We start from the raw sequence: 24,838 nt of genomic DNA, 5'->3' as shown, positions 1-24,838 counted from the left end.
GATAGTTACTTTTACCTTCTCACCAGGCTGATATATTGATTTATTTGCAGATACGTTATCAATTGAAATGTTGTCTTGTTTTTCACTACTCATTCTAATCACTCCCAAAATTACGACAATAGTTAACGCTACACTCACTACTCTCCAATATTTCTTTTTCATATTTGCTCCTTTCAATATCTTATTGAAGAAATACCGTTTTATCGAAAAAAATCCGAACTATAATGTAGCCAACCTGTTACTATTTGCAACAAGTTAAGACGGCCATCAATATAATTCGGCTAGTTGATACTCAGTCCATACGCTGATCTGTATATTCACATTCAAATAACGCTTGTGATAAATCACGGGAAGGCAATTGCGAAAATAAATTGAACCGTTTCTTTTTACTTTTTTCATTTTGATAGCGTGCCCACAATTGATCCTTGGCTTCATTTTCTATGTTGGCTCGTTTTAAAATATCAAATACGTCTTGCTCACTTGTTTGTGTTTTGCTATAAGCAAACCCTGCAAGTTGGAAAGTTTGTTGATTTTCTGGTTGATGAATTAAAATGATCTGTTCTTTTGATTGATTATCATAGATAGATGAGCGCGCATCTCCATTTATTTGTATTTCATCTGTAACACGTAAGTGGAATTCGTGCTGGCGATTTTTCGGTAAGATGCTCTTTTCCCCATCCGTTTCAATCATTAACGTTTGTGCCTCATTATCCAATCGAACACGGGTGATGCAACGCAGACCCTTTATATCTTCAATTAATTCATATTGATTGCTACTCCCAGGAAAGATTTCCCAACGAATTGTTGCAGGTAATTCATTCGCTTTCGTTTCTTCAGGATGTGCGTCCAGAGGCAAAATTGCCCCTGCTTTTGCTAAAACAGGAATGTTATTTAACGGACGATACATGGTGATCGTCGTATCTCCTTCATAACGACAATTTCTGAAAAAATCAAACCAGTCCCCTTGTGGTAAAAAGACGTCTACTTTTCCTAGTTTTGTCGTTTTATCCATTTGTTGAGTAATAGGTGCAATCAATAATTCTGACCCAAAGAAGTACTGATTACGTGTACGGTAAGCATCATCTATTTCAGGATAGCGGTAATACATAGGCTGCATCAACGGCTCACCTTGTTCGTGTGTGTGTACGTTCGCCGTATATAAATAAGGCAACAATGCATGACGAAATTGTAAATAATCTTTCATAATTCCGGCAATTGTCGGTTCAAAAGCCCACGGCTCTTTACTAGTAAACGCGCTAGACGAACTATGCAATCGATTGATCGGACTAAAGACACCAAACTGTAACCAACGTAAGGATAGTTCTTCATCTTTGTATCCCGACATATGGCCACCAATATCATGACTCCACCATGAGTAGCCGATGTTAGAAGCTGTTAATGTCATATACGGTTGAAAATCAAGAGATGCCCAAGTGATAATGGTGTCTCCTGAGAAACCAAGAGGGTAACGATGACTCCCAGGGCCGGCATAACGTGATAAAATCAATGGATCGTGTTTACGCTTTGCTTGATCAAGAAAATGATAATGGTTCAACTGCCAAAGCGGATCTAAACCAGCAACTTCACTTGTTGTTCCTTGTTGCCAATCAATCCACCAAAAATCAACACCATCTTCTTCCATTGGATGGTGTACATCTTCGAAGTAACTCACGCGGAAGTTTTCATCATTTAAGTCAAATCGAGCAGGCTCTTCTATTTCTTGGTCAAGATGCAAGCGTGTCGCTACCCGTGGATAGGCATCCTCGAATGCGCGAATGCCATCAGCTGGATGAACATTTAATGTAATAGCAAGGCCGCGGTCACGCAGTGTTTTCATAAAGCGTGTTGGGTTTGGAAATATTTGTTGATCCCATGTGTACCCTGTCCAACCGTTCCCAAACCGTTCAGGAACTTCTGTTAAATGCCAATCCATATCAATAACCGAAACGGACAAAGGGATCTTTTCATCTTTAAATTGCTCAATGAGGCTGAGGTAACTCTCTTCCGTATATTTCCAATAACGGCTCCACCAATTTCCTAACGCATAACGCGGCAACAATGGCGTTTCTCCAGTCAAATGATAAAAATCTTTTAGTGCTTGGAAATAATCATGGCCATAAGCGAAAAGATAATAGTCCACTTCACTTCCTTGCCGTTTTACAGGGTGATGCCCTTCATCTAACGCAAAGGTTATTGCATCATCAAGCATTGTGACCCCATTCCGACTTAGGATACCATTTTCCAGTGGTACTTCCCCGTCTGCTCCATCCAGTGTTCGAGTAGTTCCTTTTAAATTCCATTCAGTGTCGCCAAAGCGCCAATGATGCATATACCCTGTTGCAAAACGTACATCCATTGAGACAGTATATTCATTAAATTCCTTCTCTTTCTCATAAAAAAGGTCCATATTCGGCGTATGAATGTCTAATTGGTCTTCGGTCTCAGAAAATGAGACTTCCGGTTCTTCAAATATTCGATTGACAATGGTCTGCGTAGGTCGGTTTTCAAATTGTCCTTCTACACTGTATTCCATACGAACCAACTGATTCGTTAAAATAGTTATTCGGTAATATTTCCCCTGAAAAACTGTTTGAGTCATTCTTTTCTCCCTCTAAGAATTTTAAATTTTTGCAACAAATGCTTCGTAAGGCTTCAGTGATAGTTCGCCTATTTTAGGTAATGTATCTTGATAATTATGAATAAGTACTTCTTCAATTGCTTCTGATAACGTAAACGTTTTCTCAGATGCTGAAAAATTCGCTACGATTATCCATTTTTCTCCATCCAATACTCTATAATAGGCAAATACTTCTTCCGGTGTTCCTTCTATTAATTCATATTCGCCCCATACTACAATCGCATGCTCTTTACGCAATTCAATTAATTTTTTATATGTATAAAAAATTGAATTCGTATCTGCTAAATTCTCCTTAGCATTAATCATTGGATAATTTGGATTGACATGTAACCATGGTGTGCCCTTTGTAAACCCAGCATTCTCACTTTCATCCCATTGCATCGGTGTTCGTGCATTGTCACGTCCCTTAGCATTAATCGATGACAGAATGGCTTCTTTAGTATACCCTTGAGTCAAACGCTCGTTATACATATTGATGCTTTCGATATCATCTACCTCTTCAATAGATGAAATTGGACAGTTTGTCATTCCAATTTCTTCTCCTTGATAAATGTAAGGTGTTCCTTTCATCATGTGCAAAAGAATAGCAAACATTTTTGCACTTTCAACGCGATACTCTTGATCATTTCCCCAGCGAGAAACAATTCTTGGCAAGTCATGGTTATTCCAAAAGAGGCTATTCCATCCCTGATGGCCCAACGATGTTTGCCACTTGGATAAAACCTGCTTTAATTGACCTATAGATAGTGTTTTTAGATCCCATTTATCTTTACCCTCTTGTTGATCTAACCCTATGTGTTCAAATTGAAAAACCATCGAAAGCTCTTTTCGCTCAGGATCCGAATATAATTTTGCAATCTCGGGCGTTGCCCCCCATGTTTCTCCCACAGTCATCACATCAAGAGAGCCAAATGTTGCTTGATTCATTTCTTGTAGGTAGGTATGTAAAAGTGGACCATTCCCTGTGATGCCTTGATCTGGTAGTTTTCCGATTAAATCAATCACATCCATTCGGAAACCGCCAATCCCCATGTCTAACCAAAAATTCATCATGTCATACACTTCTTGACGAACTTTATCGTTTTCCCAGTTCAGATCTGGCTGTTTCTTACTGAAAAGATGTAAATAGTATTGTCCTGATTGTTCATCCAATGTCCATGCACTTCCACTAAATGTTGAGTGCAATTCATTGGGAACCCCACCATTGATTGGGTCTCTCCATACATAATAATCACGGTATGGATTGTCCTTGCCTTTTTTTGCTTCTACAAACCAAGCGTGCTCATCAGAGGTGTGATTGACAACAAGGTCCATCACTAATTTTATTTCTCTTTTATCGGCCTCATGAATTAGTTTTTTCATATCATCCATCGAGCCAAACTCACTCATAATATCTTCATAATCACTAATATCATACCCATTATCATCGTTGGGCGATTGATAGACAGGAGATAGCCAAATGGCCGTAATTCCTAAAAATTGCAAATAATCTAACCGCGAAATAATACCTGGAATGTCTCCAATCCCGTCACCGTTGCTATCCTGAAAACTTCTCGGATAAATTTGATATACCACTGCTTTTTGCCACCATGCACTCATGTTACCGCTCCTTTGACAATTCATATTTTTTAAACACACTTAACACTAATAATGACTTTAAGAATATAAGAAAACTACAGCCAATAAAGATACTTATAAACAAAATAAACACAAATGCAATGGGTGATGTTCCCACCAAAACGAATAAGAACAATGTTATGAGAGACAGTATCACGCTCATCCAAAAGTTTGCTATAAAAAGCTTCATAGAGTTCATGAAGATAGACCTCGCTGAATCTCTAAAACGCGCGATGTATCCATACGTATATTGGCTGCTTAACAAAAGAATCAGACCAACAATGGATACACCTATTAACCCAATGACATTTTTTTGTTCGGAATGAATCATGTAATTCAAATCAACTAGAACAATGAAAAAAACCATTGTTTGAAGAATACTAAAGCCTATCGCTTGCTTGAAATTCTGTTTATAGGCCAAAATAAAATTTCCTAAGATACGCGTATCATTCGCTTCTTGCAATTTAAAACAAACTGAATAAGCCGCACTAATCGTTACACCAATCGTGATAATCGGGATGCTTCCAATTAAAATACACAAATTGAGAACAAGCAGACTCCATAACTTCATCAAGACGTTATATACAGGACCATCTATTCGAAAAAAAGAGTTCATTGATCTACTTCCTTTCTTTCTTACGTTCTTAGTTCAAGCCATTGATTTGTTTTTTCATCCTCGAATGCTTCATATTATTCTTTTACAGCACCAACGACAATTCCTTGGACAAAATATTTCTGTAAAAATGGATAAATAACTAACAATGGGACAATTGCAACAATAATTTTGGCTGCATTCAAATTACGATCCGACACAGCCAATAGGCTTTGCAACTGCTCTGACGTCATACCACTAGCATTTTGCAAGGTTTCTGCAATATTGACAGATAGCGATTGAATATACGTCATTAACGGGTAATTTTCAATTTTTGTCATATAAATTAAGCCACCAAAGAAATCATTCCAACTACCAACAATACTAAATAAAGATACAGTTGCTAGCGAAGGCAAAGATATTGGAATATAGATTTTACGCAACACATCGAATGCATTTGCTCCATCTAGCAACGCAGACTCTTCAAGTGATTTAGGAACACCACGGAAAAAGTTCATCACCAAAATGACACTGCCTATAGGCACAGCTCCAGGTAATATTAACGACCAAACGCTGTTGATTAACCCCAGATTGCGAACAATCAAATACGTTGGAATCATCCCACCATTAAACAACATCGCAAACACCATTAAGCCCATAAAGAGTCTTCTTGTCCGAAACACTTTTTTTGATTTGGATAACGGATAGGCTAAGGTAACAATCATGACTAAATTCAAAATCAACGCAACAAATACTCGAAAAACAGAAATGCCAAATGACCGCCAAAACTGTGTATCATTAATGATTCTTTCGTACGCTGCCCACGTGAAATCAACTGGCCAAAGCCCAACTTGATTTCCTGCAGCCGCTTGAGAACTACTTAATGAAAGGGACAATACATTTAATAAAGGGACTAAACAAGATAGGGTTAATAGAATAACAATTACATAGATTACAAATTGACGAATACCAAATTTTTCCTTCATTTTTTTCTCCCTTCAGCGAATTAAAACATCACGCGATTGGTTGCTTTTTCAGCAGCTTTATTCGATACATAAATCAAAATTAAACCGATGATTGATCGAACAAGACCTACTGCAGCCCCTAAACTATAATCACGACCGATTAATCCAATTCTATAAATATAGGTATCTAGTACATCCCCACTTGCATAAACTGGCGGAGAATATAAGTTGTACACCTGATCAAATCCGGCACTTAGAATACCTGGCAAAGCCAAGATTGTTATCAAAATAATAAAGGACATCATGCCCGGAATCGTGACATGCTTCACTCGTTGAAACCAGCTAGCGCCATCCATTGTTGCTGCTTCATATAAACCGGGATCAATAGATGTAATCGCAGCTAAGAAAATAATGGAATTGTAGCCAAAGCCTTTCCATACGTCTGTCCAAATCAACAAATGCGGAAACACCGTATTGCTACCCAAAAAGTTAATTCGATCAAAGCCCAGATTTTGCAATACTTGATTCACCGTACCATCTAAATTAAATAAATTGAGAATGACTGAAGCTAAGATTACCCATGATAAAAAATAGGGTAGATACACAATCGTTTGCATTGTTTTTTTCATCCATTTGATTCGAATTTCATTTAACAATATGGCAAAAATAATTGGAATTATTGTATTCAGGATAATTTTTCCTACTGCGATAAACACCGTATTGTAGGTTACTTGCCAAATATCTGGCAAATTGAAAATATAGATAAAATTATTTAATCCTACAAAATCAGAGCCTAAGAAACCGCGAGCGGGCACAAAATCTTGAAATGCCATAACGAGACCAAACATTGGTGCATATGAGAAGATTAATAGAAAAATTATTCCTGGGGCAATCATTGCGATAAATAGCCATTGGTCCTTAGAGAACAATTTCTTCTTTTTTACTGCAAGCTTATCCATACACTTTCTCCTTACTTGATAAGAATAGTAAAGCATTTGTAGTAATGAACAAATGCTCTACCTTTATTAAAAAAATACGCTTATTTATCCGCGAGCTTTTGCATCTCTTCTAAAATTGCTTGTCCTCCCTGACTGTTCCACGTGTCTACATAAGAATCAAAATTATCTAAAGATTCTTCACCTGTTACAAACTTGATAAAGGTTTCTTCTTCTAGTTTTGAAATTTGAGCACCATTGCGCTCACTTGCTTTGATGGTCTCAAATGTCGTAAACGGCGTAATTTCATTGTAAATATTTTCTTCTCGTACACCGTTCATTACATTATTTACAGCCAATAATCTAGACGCATAAACGGCCCAATCTGTTGGATCTGCATTGCTTGGGTCATCAAGATACGCTTTGATCTTTTCTGCATTATTTTTTACAGTAAAGCTTGAAATATCATCGATGTTTATCTCACCTTCAGCCGCTTGAGAAGCTTCTACTGCATCTGAAATTCCACTTAAAAGATCAAATATTTCAATATTTACTGGTCGCACCGAACCATCTACAGCTTGTTGCGCATAGGCATAAATTTCAGGATAATCTTTTTCCATATCTGGTGAATTTGGTACTTCATCAAATAGTAGGTTAATCATTTTTACAACTAATTCAGGGTTAGCAAAATCTTTACTTACAACGACATACCCACCTACACTAGACTTGCTCACACCATTTACTTGTCCGTCACTACTTTCAATTGCATATGGTGTAAATGCTGCATCAGGATTTGCTGTTTTGGCTTGAACCAATGCCCAATCGGATAAATGCCATGGTCCAGGTATAATACCTAGCTCTCCATTAATCATCATGGCATTGATATCATCGTAAGTTCTAGTTCCAAACTGATCATCTAAGATGCCTTCATCAAACAGCTGTTTTACGTAAGTCAATCCTTCTTTTGTTTCTTCTGTATTTGATCCATAGACTAATTGTCCATCTTCGCCAACTAAATAATTTTTAGGGTACGAATTAAAGGAATTGAATATGGCTGTTGCTGTATACCCAGATCCTCCATGACTATCTGAGGTTAGCCAATTGGCAAATGCTAAGCCTTGTGTTTTACCTGTTCCCCCAGCGTCTTTTTCTTTGAATGTTTTAGCCGTTGATTCTAGTTCTTCCAACGTAATGGCATGATTGCCATCTGCATCCAACTGAATACCTAAGCTATCTAACCAGTCTTGTCTAATCCAAACCAAGTTAGGACCTATATCGTTACCAGTACCAGGAATTCCCATAATTTGGCCGTCAATTTTTGCAGAATCAATTTGGACATTGTCAAAGGATTCATACATACTTTTAATATTATCACTCGCATATTCCTCATACACATCAGTTAAATCAGCAATTAAATCATTATCTGCCAATTCTTCCATTTCATCTCTACTGACAACCATTACATCTGGAAGATCACCCGAAGCGATGGCAAGCGACACTTGTCTTGTATAGTCATCCCCATTTGCCTCAAATGCACTTTCAATATTCACGCCCAATTCTTCTTTGATCAGTCTTCTGTAAGCATTATCCGAGTAAGAATCTCCTTCAGGAAGTTTAGAGTTGGGCTGTGTTTGTTGGCCTATGGTCATAACAATATTTCCATCAGCATCGGTTTTGGCTTCTTTGTTTGTTTCACCGTCGCAGGCGGTGAGAGCAAACATGCTACCTAATACAATTGAACCTGTTAAAAATTTATGCATCTTTTTCATTTACTCTGCTCCTTTTAATAGTTTTACGTAACCGTTTACTTAAAATGCTAAAAAAAAATGAAGAAACGAAACCAAAAATAACGTAAACGTTTACTTAATTATGTTACCATCTAACAATTATATTTGTCAATAGCGCTTTCATTTATATTGTTTTCAAAATTAAGTTATCTTGTATTCATTTTTAAATATAAATAAAGAACAAGATTAAGAATTTTGAGGGGAGCGTCAATAATTTTGTGTAAATGATTCTTCCCTACTGTAGATTGTTTCTAATTCTCAATCAGTTGGCTTAGCATTTGTTCAAGTTCGCCTTCGGCCTGTTGAAAGCCTTTATGACTGCGACCTAGGAATTTTTGGTTGTAAGTATCAAAAGACGAGACTAAGAAACGTTCCAGCGACTCTTCGTTTTGGAACTGTTCCTTGCGGTGGCTGTATTTCTTGATTTGCTTATTAAAGGATTCAATCAAGTTCGTAGAATAAATACTCTTGCGTATGGCCAAGGGGAAATCATAGAAAGTGAGCAAGTGATCGTTCGAAAGAATCGATTCAACCACTTTTGGATAGCTGGTTTTCCATTTTTCCGTAAAAGCACCACGTGCTTCCAACGCCACCTCTTTAGATGAGGCTTGATACACCATTTTAAAATCATCACAGACTTCCTTACGATCATCGACACGCACTTTGTGACTGATATTACGGGAAACGTGTACACAGCAATGTTGAAAACGAGCTTTGGGATAGAACCGACTAATCGCTCCTACCATCCCCTTTAAGCCATCCGTGATGAACAGGAGGACATTTTTCAAACCGCGCTCTTGAAGGTCCAATAAAATTTCCTCCCAAATCGTGATGGATTCAGTCGGTGCAATCGCATAGCTCAATACTTCCTTTGATCCGTCCGGGCGAATGCCAACTGCGATATGAATAGCTTCCTTGGCGACGGTTTTCCGCTTTAACGGAATATACGTTGCGTCCATATAAATAGCAGCATAACGGTCATGAAGCTCCCGCCCTTTAAACGCCGTTACCTCTTCTGTAAATGATTTTGTTATATTGGACATGGTTTGGGGCGTGTAGTGATGCCCATACATTTTCTCAATCAAGTCTGCGATTTCCGACATGGTAATACCTTTTCGGAAGAGGTGAATGACGGTCTCCTCTAACGTGTCATTCATCCGTCTATAAGCAGGAACAGTCTGTTGCTTGAACTCGCCATTGCGGTCGCGCGGAATCTGGAGATGAAGTTCCCCATACTCGGTCTTGACCGTACGGTCATAGGAGCCGTTACGAGAATTACCCGTGTTAAAACCAATGCGATCATACTTTTCGTAATCTAGGAAAGCCGTTAACTCCGTTTTGAGAAGCGTATTGACTGCTTTCTCCAAATGGACACGGAATAATTCATTCAAATCGCCTTTGTTCGCTAGAGTCTTTAGAATTTCTGTAGTAAAATCGTTCATAGGGAAGTCCTCTCTTCTGTGAATGTGTTGTGGTAACTCTATTCTACAGAAGGGACTTCCTTTTTTCTATTTACACAAAATATTTTACACTCTCAAAAGTTATGATAAAATACATTTGCGATACAAATAATATTAAACCAATAATTATTTTAAAAGAATATCGTAAATGGAGTTTCTTAAAATTTTTTACAAATAAATCATAGGAAATAAGTAAGCTAATTACTATAATTGAATACAATATTACATAAAGCAAATGTAAAAGTCCCATAGACATTTCTCCATTTCTTTTTTACTGTATACCAAGACTATAAGTATGAGATTTTACCTTTTCATTCCAACTATATAAATTTATTTTGCATATCTTTTTGTTTCTCTTATTTTATCTAGAATAAAACTTGTTTGACTATAATCAGTTAGTTCACGTATTACTTTTTTCACCGTACGATCAACTGCGCAAATACCAAACATATCAGAATAGAAGTCAGTTATTGATTTGATTGGACTAAACAATTTTTCTGATAATTCAGTTTTTTTTGAGTAATTCATTTCTAAGTACCCTTTGTCTACTAGCCGATCAATAACTAAATAAGCTGTATTCAGCTTAAATTCTGGGTATTTTTTTACAAAGTTACGTTTTGTTATCCCTCCCTCGCATTCATATAATGAAATCAAAACTCGGTATTCAATTTTAGTTAAATCTACCATCTTCAATTTCACCTCTAGTAGTCCATAATATATAAAAAAATGAAGCTTGAAAAAAATACAAATGTTACATCAAACCTCAAAATAAGTTTCTTCCTAATTATTCCAATATTTGTAATTCTATCATAATTTTTGTATCGTTTCACAAACTTCTTGATAGTTTTTATTTCCTCCGGATAAATTATAAACTTGTTTAAATCCTTTGTTCAGTAAAATATTTTGTGCTGCATTTCCAGTAACGCCTTTATTACAATAAGTTACTGTCACACATTCTTTATCCAATTCCTCATATCGATCTCTTAACTCAGCTAAAGGTATGTGAATTGCTCCCTCAACTTTCGAAGTTTCAAACTGTTTTCTTGATCTGGTATCAATAATTTGTAATTTCTCGCCGCTATCAATTCTTCTCAATAGCTCTATAGGGGTCATTAACGGGGTATCATTATTTATATCGTTGTTCAAAGCCATCCCAGTATAATGAATGGGATCTTTTGTTGTAGAAAAAGGTGGAGCATATGCTAAATCCAAGTGAAATAAATCTTCAGCAGCTGCGCCAAATGAAATAGCAGTAGCAAGCACATCGATCCGCTTATCTACCCCATCATAACCTATGATTTGAGCCCCAAGTATCTTTCCATTTTCTTTATTTGCGATTGCTTTGATCACCATTTCTTTACCATTCATATAGTCCGGCTTATTAGGTTTAATATTATATAAAGTAGTAATAGCTATATTATTTGCTAAAGCATCTTTTTCTGTGAGACCAGTTTGAGCAATTGTTAAATCAAAGAATCGTAAAATACCAGTTCCTAAGATTCCCTTGTGTCGTAGATTGCCACCTGTAATAACATCTCCTGCGATCCTTCCCATTTTATTGGCTGTTGAAGCTAAAGGTCGATAAATTGGTCGCCTAGTTATGCGATCAAAACTTTCTGCAACATCACCTACAGCATAAACATTTGGAAAATTGGTTTCTAACTTATCGTTTACTTCTATAGCTCCGGTAATTCCTAATTTAATTCCCATAGATTTTGCTAATGCGGTGTTCGGCTTTACTCCGGTAGCTAATACAAAAATATCTGCCGAAAAGATAGTTCCTTTAGCCGTTTCAATAGACTTCAGACTACCATCACCGTTAACTTTTCTGACGGTTTCTTCAGGGAAAAAGGCAATGTTTTTCCTTTTCATTTCATTAATGATTCTTGAAGACATGTCCCAGTCTAAATGGGACATGGGATATTTACTTCGTTGAAGTAACGAGACCTCAAGACCTAGTCTCTGCAACTGCTCGGCCATTTCTAAACCAATATATCCAGCACCAATGACAACTGCTTTTTTTGGCTCGTTTTCATCTACAAACTTCTTGATACTTTTCCCACTCGAAATATTTTTCACCTGAAAAACATTATCAAAATGTCTATTAACAAATATTTCTGGGGTATTATAAACCGATCCTGTAGCCAACACTAAAACATCAAAATTATTGGTAAATGATTTTTTTGTAATTAGATTGATTCCGTGCACCAATTTTTTATCATAGTCAACCTGAGTTATTTCATGAGAGGTATGAATATCTACGTCGTACCTTTTGTTAAACCATTCAGCATTACGAGGCGTCAGTTCATCAAAGTTTTCCACTTCTCCCCCCACTGCATATGGAATCCCACAAACTGCGTAAGACACATCCATATCTTTATCATACAAAACAATCTCTGCATCTTCCGTATTTCTTCTTGCTTTTGCAGCGACACTTGTTCCAGCAGCGACAGATCCAATAATGATGATTTTCATTTCTCCACACCTATCCTTTATACGTTCTTGATTTCACTCAAAGATTCCGGATTTATGAACCAGCCTTTTGTTTTATTAGAAACATTAACTAAAAGTAACATAACTGGCACTTCCACAAGTACGCCTACGACTGTTGCTAAAGTTGCTCCCGACTGTAATCCAAAAAGTGATATTGATACCGCTACTGCCAACTCAAAAAAGTTACTTGCTCCTATCATTCCAGCAGGAGAAGCAATATTATGTGGCAACTTCCAAAATCTTGCCCAACTATAAGCAATTGTAAATATTAAAATCGTTTGAATCGTTAAAGGAATTGCAATCAATAAAATATGCAATGGATTAGCAATGATTCTTTCACCTTGGAAGGAGAAGATAATGATCAGAGTTAGTAATAAACCAATAATCGTCACTGAATCAAATTTCTTCAAGAAGACATTTTCAAAATATGTTAACCCTCTTTTTTTTATGATCAACACTCGAGTAATGAAGCCTAAAAACAATGGAACAACTACAAAAAGAACAGTAGACAGTAATAAAGTAGCTAAGGGGACACTTACATTATCAACACCTAACAAGAAAGCAACAATAGGTGCAAATAATACTAGGATAATTAAATCGTTGATTGCGACTTGAACCAAAGTATAGGCAGAGTCACCTTTTGTTAGGTAGCTCCACACAAAAACCATCGCTGTACATGGTGCTGCTCCTAGAATAACTGCACCAGCGACGTATTCTTTTGCTAGTTCTATTGGAATCAATTGTTGGAAAATCACATAAAAAAAGAGTGCTGAAATTCCATACATCGTAAACGGTTTAATAAGCCAATTAGTAACGCACGTGATAACTAATCCCTTAGGTTTTTTAGCAGCACGAACAATACTGGTAAAATCAATTTTTAACATCATAGGATAAATCATCAACCATATCAAAATAGCCGTTGGAATTGAGACCTGAAAATACTCAAATTGACTTAATGTATCAGGAATAGCTGGAGCAAACTGTCCAATCAATATTCCGATTATCATACACAAAATTACCCATAGAGTTAAATACTTTTCAAAAAAGCCTAACCCTTCAGCTTTAACTTTTGATTTCATTTTTACTTTCCTCCTACTTAGATTCTTCTTTTACTTTGCATACACAGTTGTCTTCATTATTTACAAGTAATTGTTGAATAGATTCCATAAATTCTACAACAAATTCTTCCCTCAATGAATAATGGTGCCATTGCCCTTTTTTACTTACACAAACGACACCCGCTTTTTCAAGTACTTTCATATGATGAGAAAGTGTAGGCTGCGTAAAATCAAAATATTCAAGTAAATCACATGCACACAAACTACCGCAAGAAAGCACATCTACTATTTTCATACGATTTGGATTCGCTAGAGATTTTAATACTAATGAAAGAGATTCATAATTCATTTTTCGACCCTCCTTATATAAATGGTTGTCTATATATTTAATATAGACAACCATCTATATAAGGTCAAGTTGTTTACTCATAATTTCTAAGTAAATAGGAATTAATAGCATAGTTAGTACTCTCACTGTAGGTTAATTTAGCATAGAAAAACTGTTAAAGAATATTCTATCTTGAATTCTTTTATAGTTATAGCAATCAAAGAGAGCTCATAAACCCTTAAGTTTCTGACCCTTTTGTATTAAACTTGAAAATAGAAAACCATATTATTCTCATCTATTTTTGTCTTAGCGGCACAATAAATCGACAATATCAAGAGCACCCTATCCTAACAAAAAAGAGAACAATAATTGTCCTCTTTCTAATTAGATCTTTATAAATGTAATTAAAGCAGCGATTCCTGTTAGGACTGCAGGGACGAACATTACGTATGTTGATTCAATTACGTATGCATCTACAAGGTATCCTTGCATTACAGAAAATGCAAGAACTGAAATGATATTCAATATAGTAATTATATAAAGTAAGTAATTTTTATATTTTTCTCGATTATTATCCTTTTTATAGACTATAAGTAACAAAAACACTTGTAGCAAAAATGGGACAACAGTAAGAAAAAAAACGATATTTTCTAACATCAAATCAACCTCTATTCTAAAAAATTATTTATGCTACCAATTTGATCGGTATAAGATAAGCGCTCTTTAGTTTTCATATTTACTGTAGTTGGAACTTCGGTTATCTCTAACTCATTAATATACCATAAAGTAGAAGGATTAGTTTCTTTTGTGTCCGTATCTATAATCAAGAATTTTTTATCTTCATATTGAGAAGATAAAAATAGTTTAGGAGCAAATGCATTGCAATACGGACAAGATTCTCTTGTAAATAGTACATAGTCAAAGTTATTAATATCTGATTTAGTAGTCACTGAAGTTTTTGCAGAGATTTCTTTTTCATAATAACTATATGAAAATACTGATCCAGAGGTCAACTGATTTTTAAACAAAAATAATACAAGCAAAATCGAGATCAAAGCAAAAATACTTGAAATAACTTTAATTACTATTCTCATTAAGGATTACATGCCTTTGCAACAGTAGCAGCATAGCTAACATCTGGTCTCCACGGCTCAATATTCCATGGAGTTTTCATACCACTGGCCCATTGTGCATGACACAAATATTGATCTAGCATACCATTTGTGTTTTTCCAATTCTTATCATTTTTATGTTTAGGCAATAATTTGTTCCAAGCGTTACCAATATGTGCAGCTCCTCCATTTCCTGAAGGAAGGTTTTTGGTTAATATAGCCTTAGGAGTTATACTCAAAGATACTTTACCATCTCTAGTGATCCATTTTACCGAAGAAAAATAATCTGAATGACTGTAATCACTTACCGCTTTTGCTAATGCTTGAATTTGTACAGGTTGTGTATAATCTAAAGCCCATGAAACCTCCGATAATACATCATTGTTTTCGACTGCTATTTGAACTTGTTCCTACTTAGGAGATAGTTCCACGGTGTCCTCACTATTAGAGATAGAATCTGCTGATACGATTGATGTGCTACCAATAACAGAACCTAAAATAAGCATTGACCAAATAACTTTTTTCATTTAAAATCCTCCTTTTTTAAAAATATACCATTTCAAATAGTATCTGAAAAACCTTTTATTCCTTGAATAAATTCATCTGAAAGTTTTGTGATATCATGCATTTCTACCTACTGTTTTTTGTCAAAAATTGATTGATAACTTTTTCAGACATGGCCATCGATCTCACAATACCCAACACATCGGTAGCCACCTTGGTCCATCCCTAAACGAAATCCTCCGATTCCTGAAAAGATCTAAAAAGGTGCCCTTATTTTCTGTTGTACCATTTTTCATTGTTCACTCAGTTTCTTCATGCGTATGAAAGGTGTTTCAAGTACCTGATGGATTAAGAATACCGAGAAAATGGTTGTTTATATTTCGGAACAATGGTGGCAATTAGACCTTTTTTAAGAAAGAAAAGTGATCTTTTTTGCCCTCCATGTTCCAGCCGCCTCCACCACTTAAGAGGGCCAAAAAATAGACGTGCAAGGCACGTCTGTAGAGCAAAAGGTTGATATTTCACTGAAATCTTGCTATACTAAATATGTAAAGAGGAGTTGCGCGAACAACTCCCCTACAGCACCGTTTAAGACGGTGGCAGTACTATTATTTAAACGAAAATAACCGTGACCTGCTAAAGTAGACGGTTATTTTTTTTTGTCATTTTTCACTGCTGTTAGGATGCCAAAGATGATCGTTGCGATTAAAGAACCGAAACTAATCATTAGCCCTAATGCTTCAGCTACAGACAAAAAGCTTCTCCTTTCTAAAGAGTGAACACTTACTTTCATAAGCATCACCACCTTCCAAAAGATAGCCACCGTCACAAACTTTACTGTACTCATATTATACCATAACCCACGCTGAAAACCTATATTTATCAAGGTTTTTAGCGTTTTTTTATCAACATTATTTAAGCCAATAAGCTTGTTCCTTCAGTCACTCCAGCTACCACCACCGCTCCTTCAGAAACCGTGTTGTGGACACAACCCGAAGTGATCAATAGAAAAAAGTACCAACATCAGGCAGAGATCTCTTGTTCTTTTAAAGCTAAAATAGACAAAGCATTCGCAAACTGCAGTAAGCTGGATTGAGAATCATCGACGATCACATTTTTCTGATAATGGATCCGATCGCTCACATGATTGATAATCCGTAGACAAAACGCATCAAAAAAATCTTTCGTCTCCGATCGGTGATTTCTGGTTTATATGGATGGCTAATGGCCGTCAGACCCAAAGAAAATAAGTGGTGAAAATAAAGAAACTCTTGTTTGAACTGCTGATTTTCTTGAACAAAGCTAGAGTGTTTGATTTCTGGTATATCTTGGTCTAAGAGCGAATACGTTGAATGGATCGGCGACATCCTCGTCAATCCCATCCTTTCTCTTGAAACAAGATAACTAGAGAACATCGATCCGATCTCTCTTTTGGTTTTATCCCAATCAATCACCTCTTTTTCAGGTAATTCAAATTGGTGAACATCAAATAATCGCACGTTTTTCCTCTTTTCATATTAAAGTAGTCACTGTTCGAGAGACTTTTTTCTTTGATGTTCGCCCTCGTTTACTTGATAGACCAGCTCGTCTGACCGTTTGTTTGTGCTTGATGGTCAAAGACTCTTGAAATTTGCGCACTGTAGTCTCTCTTCAGACGTTCCAACTTTCTTTTTGCTCTTGCTAATCGACTATTGTCTATTTCTTGTCGATTATTGTCCTATTCTTCCATCAAATTTCCCTCCAAAAAAAGACCGGCTTTCGCCGATCTTATTTTTTTTATTCTGCTATTTACTAATTGAAAGTAACTCTAACAATTTTTAAATTGTTCTATCAGTTTCCTTGAAGGTGGTTTACGATCAATTTTCTAAATACTTAGTTTATTTAGTATAAGAAAGTTTAAACTTTACATATATTTTTCTTGTACAAGGATTAGTTCTTCTTGTCTATGATAAAATTTATTAAACAGTTTGAAAGTAAAAACTATTCAAAGAAAGTGGGCGATAACAATGGGATTTTGGTATTTTTTAACGTTAGCTGTCGGTATAACTTTGTTGATCATAAGTGTTTCAAATAAAGAAGTATCTAGATCAACCAAATTCGTAATAGCCTGTTTTGTTTTAGGGATCTTGTTAGTCATAGGTAGTCTACTTTTATTTTTACCAGGCAGCTCTTCGATTATTGAGCAACTACTTCAACTAAATTAGCTTCGTTATTAAAAGCCGACTTTCTAAAAAAAGAAAATCGGTTTTTATTTGTACTGGTCGAAAAAAATTTTTCTACGGCTGATTTTGACTTTATTTTAGATCCAGCTGAACGATCAACGGCTCCCCTTCTTGCGTTGCTTCATCCAACATTAAAGAATAAACATCGGCATCCTCTTTCGTGATACGTACCTGTTGCGCACTCATTTCGCCAGCACCCACTTCTTGAATACGCATCATTTGGTTCTCTGGATCCACGCTATTGATAAAGTAATAATTTTCCATGACTTTCCTCTTTCTCCTAATTGAATAGGTCTGACTCTTGACTCATTTTTGCTTGTTCGATTTCACGCTGCAGCTTTTCAAAAGCTACTTTATTTTTGAATTGATCAAATTCATTGCTCGTCACCCGTTCCAGGTGTTTGACTTGATTTGTGACCGACCGACGATACTTGAATGATTCCTTAAATGGTTTGATTCGCTCATTTGGATTTCGCTTTGGCGGTGATCGACTTTCATTCGTTTCTTTCCCCTTGAAGTACTCCTGTTTCATTCTATTGTATATTTCTTTGTTAGGGTTTTGTTTACCTGATAGCGAAGACGGACGGAAAGGGTTGTCTTGTTGGGAAGAATCATTTTCCTTTTTCAGTTCTTGGAGGATACTGTTTCCTAATCGATAATATATGCCATCCGGCCCGTACATTCGGCCCTCGTAAAATGATTTTTTCTCTTTGTTAGGATCTCCCTCACCATAAGTAGCTTTCTTGAAAATATCTTCCTCTTTTGCCAGCTGTTTGAATTCTTCAAAATGGCCATTGTCTTTCATGGTATTCAGTAATTCAACCAACATATCATAATCAATAAATAGATGAACGACTATTGGTAAATGACAATTCCTCACGACTAGGCAGCATTGGATGCATCAACGTAAACCGATAGTCTTCCGTTCGTTCACTCAGCCAATCTATCCAAAGCTTTAAACCGGTTTCTACAGTAGGAACACTGTGAGGTACTAGGTCTTGTCTCAGATCGTACCAGTCAAGATGATTAATCAGCCTTTTTGATTCGTCCACTCACGTAAAATCGGGATTAATTCCGGATAATACAGTTCGAGCAGCATATGCGTATCAAAGTAGCTTATAGTTAAGCCAAGCCTAGTTAAATAGTCCAGTTGGGCATCAAACTCTTTTATCACTTCAGCTTGATCGATTTGCCCCCCTGGCAGTCCAAATCTGGGAGGGAAGAGTCCATTTACCTCAATCAGCGAAGAATTTGACTGGCTTCAGTCATTGGAAACCACTTCAGATAGTCCCATTCCGATGTATCCTTAACAAGAACAAGCAAGTGGACGGATTTATAGTCCACTTGCTTGTTCGATAAATTTATTTGATATAAATATATTGATTCGATATAATTTTCACAATATTTAAACTTTTCAAAATATTAAATGTTCGAGTAAGAAATTCGAAAGAAAGGAGAAGATAAGAAAAATATGAAGTGCTCAAAAAAATGGTGATTGTAGTTATTTTGTTTTTTGTGGTATTGAGTGGGGGAGTTACAGGACTTGCTACAGTTCAAAACAATAAACTCTCTGATTTGTATTCCCAAGTTTCAACATGGGAAAAAACTGGGAGAACGTATACTACCAATGAAAATGATATTGGGTATTCTGTTGTTGAACTTAATACTGAAAATATATTCGAAGTGCCAGCCAGTCTTCCTATTACAGCTACAGATTATGAAAATGGCGTATTAGTTGATTACGATGGAAATGACAATGATTTTCAAGTGACATGGACAAAAAGCGGAAATATCAGTGAAACGGTACACATGGATTCGAGTTTTAACGTTATAGACGAAACAACTGGAAAAACAGTTTCTAGTGAAGATATAAAAGTTGTTAAATATGTTTTTACTAATGCGAAAGATGAGTGGAATCAAATCAATCAAAATTAGCAATAGTTTGAAGTGTTGTGCATGAAGAAATATTTGTTTTTATTGGGAGTAGTTTTGTCTTTGGGCGTATTGTTTTCTAAAAATGTTGAAGCTTCAGAAACGAAGGTTGCTACTATTGACAACGAAACGGTAGTTTTAGAAAAAGTTGAAGACTTAGAAACAATTAGCTCGATTTTAGAAGAATATGGTTACTCGACAGAAGAAGTTGGATCTGTATATAAATATACTGTTGAAGATCCTATACCAGTTTTTAATCGCACACGTGCTTACAGAGTGGATGTTCTATCTGCAGCTTATAGAAAGCATAAAATTGCTACAGGAGCAGCAGTTGGGGACTATTATAATAAGCGCTATAAGGCTTTAAATGTTCGAAATGGTTATGAATGGGTAAGTGGGTATGCAATTTATATCAAGCAAGTAAGCACGACAGAGGAAGTTCTGGATCATATTCGAGTTTATAATACATGGTAATATGCCATCTAAAAAAGTGATTCTTGAAAGGAAATAAGAGGTATTTAGAAATGAAAGTATTATTAGGCTCACAAGTAGACATTCTATTTTTAAACGATAAAATAGAAAATATTAGAGGTACAGTAATAAATATTTTTGAAGATTCTATGAGAGTAGAAGTTGAAACAACAAAAAAGCACTTAATCATATTGAAAACAGCAATCGCAACAATAACACTTTTGGATTAACTCAGTTAGTTTAAATATTAGTTAACACAAGACGCCCGTCAATCAAACGATTGACGGGCGTTCTTTGTGATTTTCAATTGGTCTAGCTATGTTGGGAGCCTAAAACGTCGGTAAATCAAGCTTCTTCTCTTTGGGTCTTTTGTGAAGAAATCGGGGGGACGAGTTGGAACGGTGTTATGTTCCAAACTGGACTCGTCGCAAGATAAGCGAAATGTTGCTTTTCTAACAAGCGTAAAATGTAGCGGACTTGATCCGCTGTTTTGTCGGACGTAATAGCCAGGCATTCCACAAAGTCAGCAGGCAAGGAGAAAACGGAACGATTCGCTGTTCGCCACCCCGTGACGCCCGTGACGATTGTGGGATCGAATTCATACTGTCGACAAAAATCACCCACTGATAAACCAAGGTGACCTACGATATACGCAGTCACAGGATAGCTGTCAACGTAAGCTGAAAACGACATACACAATTCATCCTTTCAACGCTATCTTAGGTTTCACGGAAAAAGTGCCACCACTTCTTCTGTCCTTCTTGTTTCAGTCGCACGACTTCATTTTCAGGAGTAAATTTCCCCTTATGTTCTGAGGGGGTCTCATAACCACTTTGAGACGTTTTAAAATTTTTGGTATCATTGTTGCATTCTTTGTTTAAATCTTCTGAGAAGTGTTCCTGCGACGTCAGAAACAGTATTTGTTTGTTCGCTTGCAAAGTTAGTTGTTGTTGCTGATCAAGAAGTTTTTGTTGTTGGGCTAATAACGACTGTAGCTGATCAATTTGTGCATCCTTTTGTTGCAACTGTGCAAACAACTTCGTTTCTATACTGTCAGAGCTTGCTACGTCAGGAATTTCGAACGCTTCAAGCAACTCAGCGCGTCCTAGCCACGTCCTAGCTTGTCAGCAAGGTGCAACACTCCCGACCACAGAACTGTCTTATACCCTTGGCTGTTTTTGGCAAGGTACGTTGGTTCTAGGTTGTCAGCATGTTTCCTCATAGCTTGTCTGCTGATACCAAAAAGTTCAGCAAGTTCTTTTACTGTCAACATTTGTTTTGGTTATCTGTCCGTTGTCACAAGGGTGCCACCTCGTTTGTTTTTCTTTTAGTATACATGAATTCGCTTTGCCAAGCGAAACCGATTGAATGCAGCAATCAAAGTAGAGGAACATGCAGTAAGAAAACTACATGTTTTCTTCTAGTAATTTTAGTGTATAGTCGTCCGCTATGATCTCACCTTGCATGATCAGCAGTAAATGGTCGAAAGGGATTTTTGTGGATTTACTGAGTCGGTTCAGTTCTTCCTCACTCTTGATCCTTTCATAAATTTTTTTGGTTCGCTCGATTCGATCCCATTCTGTATTGGTCAAGTAGCGGGAAAGTTCATAGGTTAGCCAAGAATCCTCTGCACCGTGCACAAGATCAACTCCTCTTTTTATGGATTATTATAAAGGCAATAGAAAATAAAGAAACAACTGATCACTTGAATTGTTCATGTCATACTCGTTAATGGCAACTGCCCCGTGAGGGGGTGTAAATATGCTAGAAACTTTAATATCGCTGATTATCGCTCCACTATTCGTGGGTCTAGTACTCTTACGAGTTGATCGCTGGCTAGACGATTAGCCGATAGTCGAAGCAGTTGCCTTCTGGCCCCAACGCTGGAGTCGCAACAGCGCAAAAAAAGCCCTCCTATTCGCAGTAGGAGGGCTTTTTGGTGTAAACATGCTTGTTCTTTAATATCGCTTCGCACATTTATTATAGCAAGAAATTTTGAAAAAATCAAAATGCAGCAATCAGTACCGATCGTTTTTTCACATTGAAACTATTTGCGATTTTCTGTCTAACAAAGTGGTTACATTCTCAACTTTTATCGGTCAAAAATGTAACCAACTTTAAAATTGCTCAATCCCTTGCAGCATTAAGGTTTTTCTGACCTCGTTACATGTAGGAAGTCGTTTCCTAACCCCCCTATTAGTAAATGGGGGTTCACGGTCACTTCAGCTCGCACAGCAAGCTGAAGTGGCCCAGAAAGGCTACAAGGATTTTTTGCTAGCGCAAAAATCCTACAGCGTCTGCACAGCAAACACTGTACGCCATTTCTCTTTTTTATCATAACGAAAGTAAACTATTTTGCAAAGTTTTTTCTCTCTAGCTAATCAAAAGTTTTGTAAAAATTGATCAATGATATCTGCGCTTCAACCCTTTACTTTAAATGAGTTGCTCGTTTTAAAATCATAAATCATTACACAATCTGCTTCTATATTTTCTTTGAGAAGAGGGTTTCTTTTTTTGTTTGTTTCTGCGTTGATTGCGCGTAGTGTAATAAGGTCTATCTCTTTTTTTAATGCGCTACTTAATTTACTTTTTAACCGAATCACATCAAATATATTGTGGAGCAAAGACCCTTCACCGTCGATTAAAATATCTAAATCACTGGTTTCTGTTGCCTCGTTTCGAGCGTATGATCCAAACAAAAAAGCTTTTTTTATTTCCCATTCTAAAAATATTGGTGTACATAATTTTTGAATGTCACTAATTGTATAAATCAAAGAACCGAACTCCTTGTCTTCAATTTGAATATTAAAATAAAAATGAAAAGCGACAATTAATACTCAGCGTTTAGGAAAAAATATTGATAAAAAAGGGAAGGAACAGGTAAATCGATTGCTTCTTTTAGATCAAAAAAAGGGAAAGAGCATAAGGTAAACGCACCACTCTCATGTTGAAAGTGGGGAAATAGGCTGTGCCTATTGCGTTTTGAAGAAAATAAATGTGATACCACAGCATAGTTTTTAGCAGTTGTCAGGGAGTTGTTCAGAGACTACTCAAGTAGTCATTTTTGCGAAAAGTAGTCTCTAGGTACCACCATCGATCGTCCTTTTTGAAAGACAAATTTTTACAAATACTTCGCGATCAGATCATTGTAAGTGAGCGATTCTGAATTTAGTTTTTCTTCTTTTGCTTTCTCTTTTTGATTATTAACGGGTCTTTTTTGTGATTTATTTTTTGCTTTTTTTCGCCGGCTATTCGCCCATTTTCCTCTTTGTTGTGCCTTTACTTCTTTGTATTTTTCAGAATTTTCGAGATCAAAAATATCGACGTCCATCGTTTCCGCAAAACTATTTGAAAAAATTAAAAGTTCATCCAAACGGTTTAAAAGTGCCCGCATTTGGATATTTTCTTTTGTCTTTAATCGATACAATTCCAAAATAATATAGCGAATTAAGGCACTATCCGTTGCTGAATCTTCCACTGCTAACAGTTCTTTTAATTCTTCTAATGCTTCTCTATGTTCAGGATCAATATAAATTTGCAGCCGTTCCTTTGTCATTTGTTTTCACTTCTTTCAGTCTGTTTATTTTTTAGTCGTATATTTTACTACTTCTTAAGTATAATAAATATAAGCAATTAAAATATTCAGAAACAACGGTGCACATAATGTTAGTGGGTTTTGGTTGTGCTAAATACTTTATATAAATCTTCATATTGTATTATCCCCCTCTATTTGTAACAACCGTCATGCATTTTACGAGCTTTATCTAAATGATCAATAGGATTTATCTTATTTATTCCCTAGTCCATATTGTTTTCCATATGATATTCTAGATAGTATAAATTATTAGTATAGTGAAGTTTATTCTCTTCTTTACTTCTATTTAACGCCTCACCTATTGTATTAATAAATCTCGATCTTGGTTAACAAGATCATTTTTTAAAACCAAATATATATCCTGATTTCAATCACTGACAAAACATAGATTCTTCTTCTCTAACGAATCTATTATAAATTAAGATAGTTCATAATCGCTAGATATTAATTTATCCACTGTCAAATTTGCTGGATTAGATACTAGTATTATAAATGTATTTTAAAGAAAACAAGTGTCTTCTTCATAACTATTACATCTCCTCCATCCTCAAAAATTTATACCAAAAAATAAGAAAACAAATGCAATATAAAGGAGGATTCCCCCTCCCAAAACAATAAAAAAGTAGAAAACATATTTAGTCGTTTTGCTAATATCATTCGCATTTCTTATCTTAATACTAATAAAAATATAAAACCCTATGAGTATTAAAAGTGGTAGCATTTTGATCAACAATTTTTATCCTTCCTTTGAGAAAATCATTTTGGAACTTTTTTTTTATGTTAACCGATATTATAATTTAAATTTTAATGATTATTCATACACATTATATTCGTCAAGTAAATCGCTATAATTAAAAACTAAGAGATATACTGTAACAACTATACATAAAATAGCAATACATTTTGAAAATGGATCAACTTCAACGTTAAAGACACTTTTAATTATGTTAGATAAATTAATCGCCACAGTAACTCACATGGTTTCTTGAAAACTAAAAATGCGGACGCAATCCTTTAGGAATTTACTATAGATCTATTTACACCATTTTTCTGACAAAAATACTACCTGTCCAAATAATACTCATATTCCACCTGTATACATTTTAAAAACATAAGAGAAAGCCTAGTA

27 protein-coding genes are annotated in these 24,838 nt (G+C 35.9%); 4 read left to right on the top strand and 23 right to left on the bottom strand.

Annotated elements, in window-relative coordinates; genetic code table 11:
• Positions 1 to 292: 292 nt before the first annotated feature.
• The 18 genes from IGI76_RS17500 to IGI76_RS17415 form a co-directional block, all read right to left on the bottom strand.
• Positions 293 to 2,599, bottom strand: a complete 2,307-nt coding sequence (locus tag IGI76_RS17500) for a TIM-barrel domain-containing protein (protein ID WP_438781879.1) — start codon at positions 2,597 to 2,599, stop codon at positions 293 to 295.
• Between the two features lie 21 nt (positions 2,600 to 2,620).
• The gene (locus IGI76_RS17495) at positions 2,621 to 4,237 is read right to left on the bottom strand and encodes a glycoside hydrolase family 13 protein (RefSeq protein ID WP_438781877.1); all 1,617 of its coding nucleotides are present in this window, start codon (positions 4,235 to 4,237) and stop codon (positions 2,621 to 2,623) included.
• 1 nt (position 4,238) lies between these two features.
• Positions 4,239 to 4,871: a DUF624 domain-containing protein gene (locus IGI76_RS17490; RefSeq protein ID WP_375350839.1), complete on the bottom strand. Its 633-nt coding sequence runs from the start codon at positions 4,869 to 4,871 to the stop codon at positions 4,239 to 4,241.
• Between the two features lie 74 nt (positions 4,872 to 4,945).
• Positions 4,946 to 5,833 carry a carbohydrate ABC transporter permease gene (locus IGI76_RS17485; protein ID WP_270274660.1) on the bottom strand — a complete coding sequence of 296 codons (888 nt, stop codon included), beginning with the start codon at positions 5,831 to 5,833 and terminating at the stop codon, positions 4,946 to 4,948.
• A gap of 20 nt (positions 5,834 to 5,853) precedes the next feature.
• On the bottom strand, positions 5,854 to 6,771 hold the full coding sequence (locus IGI76_RS17480; protein ID WP_086293217.1) for an ABC transporter permease: 918 nt from the start codon (positions 6,769 to 6,771) through the stop codon (positions 5,854 to 5,856).
• An 80-nt stretch (positions 6,772 to 6,851) separates the two neighbouring features.
• Entirely contained in the window at positions 6,852 to 8,516 is a 1,665-nt protein-coding gene (locus IGI76_RS17475) for an extracellular solute-binding protein (RefSeq protein ID WP_270274662.1), read from the bottom strand.
• Positions 8,517 to 8,785: 269 nt separating this feature from the next.
• Positions 8,786 to 9,976 carry an IS256-like element ISLgar5 family transposase gene (locus IGI76_RS17470; protein WP_438781873.1) on the bottom strand — a complete coding sequence of 397 codons (1,191 nt, stop codon included), beginning with the start codon at positions 9,974 to 9,976 and terminating at the stop codon, positions 8,786 to 8,788.
• Between the two features lie 348 nt (positions 9,977 to 10,324).
• Entirely contained in the window at positions 10,325 to 10,681 is a 357-nt protein-coding gene (locus IGI76_RS17465; RefSeq protein ID WP_010748150.1) for a hypothetical protein, read from the bottom strand.
• Between the two features lie 120 nt (positions 10,682 to 10,801).
• Positions 10,802 to 12,469 (bottom strand): FAD-dependent oxidoreductase, encoded by a 1,668-nt coding sequence (locus IGI76_RS17460; protein WP_438781871.1) that lies wholly within the window; start codon positions 12,467 to 12,469, stop codon positions 10,802 to 10,804.
• 17 nt (positions 12,470 to 12,486) lie between these two features.
• On the bottom strand, positions 12,487 to 13,566 hold the full coding sequence (arsB, locus tag IGI76_RS17455) for an ACR3 family arsenite efflux transporter (RefSeq protein WP_438781869.1): 1,080 nt from the start codon (positions 13,564 to 13,566) through the stop codon (positions 12,487 to 12,489).
• Between the two features lie 13 nt (positions 13,567 to 13,579).
• Positions 13,580 to 13,894: an ArsR/SmtB family transcription factor gene (locus IGI76_RS17450; RefSeq protein ID WP_005225242.1), complete on the bottom strand. Its 315-nt coding sequence runs from the start codon at positions 13,892 to 13,894 to the stop codon at positions 13,580 to 13,582.
• Positions 13,895 to 14,541: 647 nt separating this feature from the next.
• Positions 14,542 to 14,967: a thioredoxin family protein gene (locus IGI76_RS17445; protein WP_118214683.1), complete on the bottom strand. Its 426-nt coding sequence runs from the start codon at positions 14,965 to 14,967 to the stop codon at positions 14,542 to 14,544.
• On the bottom strand, positions 14,967 to 15,248 hold the full coding sequence (locus IGI76_RS17440) for a DUF2599 domain-containing protein (protein WP_118214682.1): 282 nt from the start codon (positions 15,246 to 15,248) through the stop codon (positions 14,967 to 14,969). Before IGI76_RS17440 ends, IGI76_RS17445 begins: the two co-directional genes overlap by 1 nt.
• 890 nt (positions 15,249 to 16,138) lie before the next feature.
• Positions 16,139 to 16,282, bottom strand: coding sequence for a putative holin-like toxin (locus IGI76_RS17435; RefSeq protein WP_221928441.1), 144 nt, complete (start codon positions 16,280 to 16,282; stop codon positions 16,139 to 16,141).
• Between the two features lie 346 nt (positions 16,283 to 16,628).
• Positions 16,629 to 16,988 carry a transcriptional regulator gene (locus IGI76_RS17430; RefSeq protein WP_225582132.1) on the bottom strand — a complete coding sequence of 120 codons (360 nt, stop codon included), beginning with the start codon at positions 16,986 to 16,988 and terminating at the stop codon, positions 16,629 to 16,631.
• Positions 16,989 to 17,783: 795 nt separating this feature from the next.
• Positions 17,784 to 17,975, bottom strand: coding sequence for a hypothetical protein (locus IGI76_RS17425; protein ID WP_002314345.1), 192 nt, complete (start codon positions 17,973 to 17,975; stop codon positions 17,784 to 17,786).
• A gap of 16 nt (positions 17,976 to 17,991) precedes the next feature.
• Positions 17,992 to 18,540, bottom strand: a complete 549-nt coding sequence (locus IGI76_RS17420) for a hypothetical protein (RefSeq protein WP_225582131.1) — start codon at positions 18,538 to 18,540, stop codon at positions 17,992 to 17,994.
• Positions 18,541 to 18,741: 201 nt separating this feature from the next.
• Positions 18,742 to 18,915, bottom strand: coding sequence for a ChbG/HpnK family deacetylase (locus IGI76_RS17415; RefSeq protein ID WP_353957180.1), 174 nt, complete (start codon positions 18,913 to 18,915; stop codon positions 18,742 to 18,744).
• 284 nt (positions 18,916 to 19,199) lie between these two features.
• On the opposite strand from IGI76_RS17415, the gene IGI76_RS17410 reads away from it, so the two are divergent.
• The 3 genes from IGI76_RS17410 to IGI76_RS17400 are packed head-to-tail and all read left to right on the top strand — an operon-like array spanning position 19,200 to position 20,344.
• Positions 19,200 to 19,646, top strand: coding sequence for a hypothetical protein (locus IGI76_RS17410; protein ID WP_438781865.1), 447 nt, complete (start codon positions 19,200 to 19,202; stop codon positions 19,644 to 19,646).
• A 21-nt stretch (positions 19,647 to 19,667) separates the two neighbouring features.
• The gene (locus IGI76_RS17405; RefSeq protein ID WP_229078527.1) at positions 19,668 to 20,117 is read left to right on the top strand and encodes a hypothetical protein; all 450 of its coding nucleotides are present in this window, start codon (positions 19,668 to 19,670) and stop codon (positions 20,115 to 20,117) included.
• A gap of 50 nt (positions 20,118 to 20,167) precedes the next feature.
• On the top strand, positions 20,168 to 20,344 hold the full coding sequence (locus tag IGI76_RS17400; RefSeq protein ID WP_010748115.1) for a hypothetical protein: 177 nt from the start codon (positions 20,168 to 20,170) through the stop codon (positions 20,342 to 20,344).
• 115 nt (positions 20,345 to 20,459) lie between these two features.
• On the opposite strand, the gene IGI76_RS17395 is transcribed toward IGI76_RS17400, so the two are convergent.
• The 3 genes from IGI76_RS17395 to IGI76_RS17385 all read right to left on the bottom strand — a co-directional run bounded on the left by IGI76_RS17395 (position 20,460) and on the right by IGI76_RS17385 (position 21,754).
• A complete protein-coding gene (locus IGI76_RS17395) occupies positions 20,460 to 20,807 on the bottom strand; it encodes a hypothetical protein (RefSeq protein ID WP_213357269.1) in 348 nt (115 codons plus the stop codon).
• Between the two features lie 26 nt (positions 20,808 to 20,833).
• Positions 20,834 to 21,208 carry a hypothetical protein gene (locus IGI76_RS17390; RefSeq protein WP_249641317.1) on the bottom strand — a complete coding sequence of 125 codons (375 nt, stop codon included), beginning with the start codon at positions 21,206 to 21,208 and terminating at the stop codon, positions 20,834 to 20,836.
• Between the two features lie 312 nt (positions 21,209 to 21,520).
• The gene (locus IGI76_RS17385) at positions 21,521 to 21,754 is read right to left on the bottom strand and encodes a hypothetical protein (RefSeq protein ID WP_438781888.1); all 234 of its coding nucleotides are present in this window, start codon (positions 21,752 to 21,754) and stop codon (positions 21,521 to 21,523) included.
• Between the two features lie 121 nt (positions 21,755 to 21,875).
• Here IGI76_RS17385 and IGI76_RS17380 point away from each other — a divergent pair, with 121 nt between their 5' ends.
• Positions 21,876 to 21,962: a type I toxin-antitoxin system Fst family toxin gene (locus IGI76_RS17380; RefSeq protein WP_201691645.1), complete on the top strand. Its 87-nt coding sequence runs from the start codon at positions 21,876 to 21,878 to the stop codon at positions 21,960 to 21,962.
• A gap of 572 nt (positions 21,963 to 22,534) precedes the next feature.
• On the opposite strand, the gene IGI76_RS17375 is transcribed toward IGI76_RS17380, so the two are convergent.
• Together IGI76_RS17375 and IGI76_RS17370 are read right to left on the bottom strand one after the other, a co-directional pair.
• The gene (locus tag IGI76_RS17375) at positions 22,535 to 22,888 is read right to left on the bottom strand and encodes a nucleotidyltransferase family protein (RefSeq protein ID WP_201690308.1); all 354 of its coding nucleotides are present in this window, start codon (positions 22,886 to 22,888) and stop codon (positions 22,535 to 22,537) included.
• Positions 22,889 to 23,235: 347 nt separating this feature from the next.
• On the bottom strand, positions 23,236 to 23,670 hold the full coding sequence (locus tag IGI76_RS17370; protein ID WP_201691732.1) for a hypothetical protein: 435 nt from the start codon (positions 23,668 to 23,670) through the stop codon (positions 23,236 to 23,238).
• Positions 23,671 to 24,838: the final 1,168 nt, after the last annotated feature.

Source organism: Enterococcus sp. DIV2449a (assembly GCF_051711225.1).
Taxonomy (GTDB): Bacteria; Bacillota; Bacilli; order Lactobacillales; family Enterococcaceae; genus Enterococcus_D; species Enterococcus_D casseliflavus.
The sequence above is the reverse complement of the archived record's forward strand: the minus strand, read 5'-3'. Positions and strand labels throughout refer to the sequence as shown.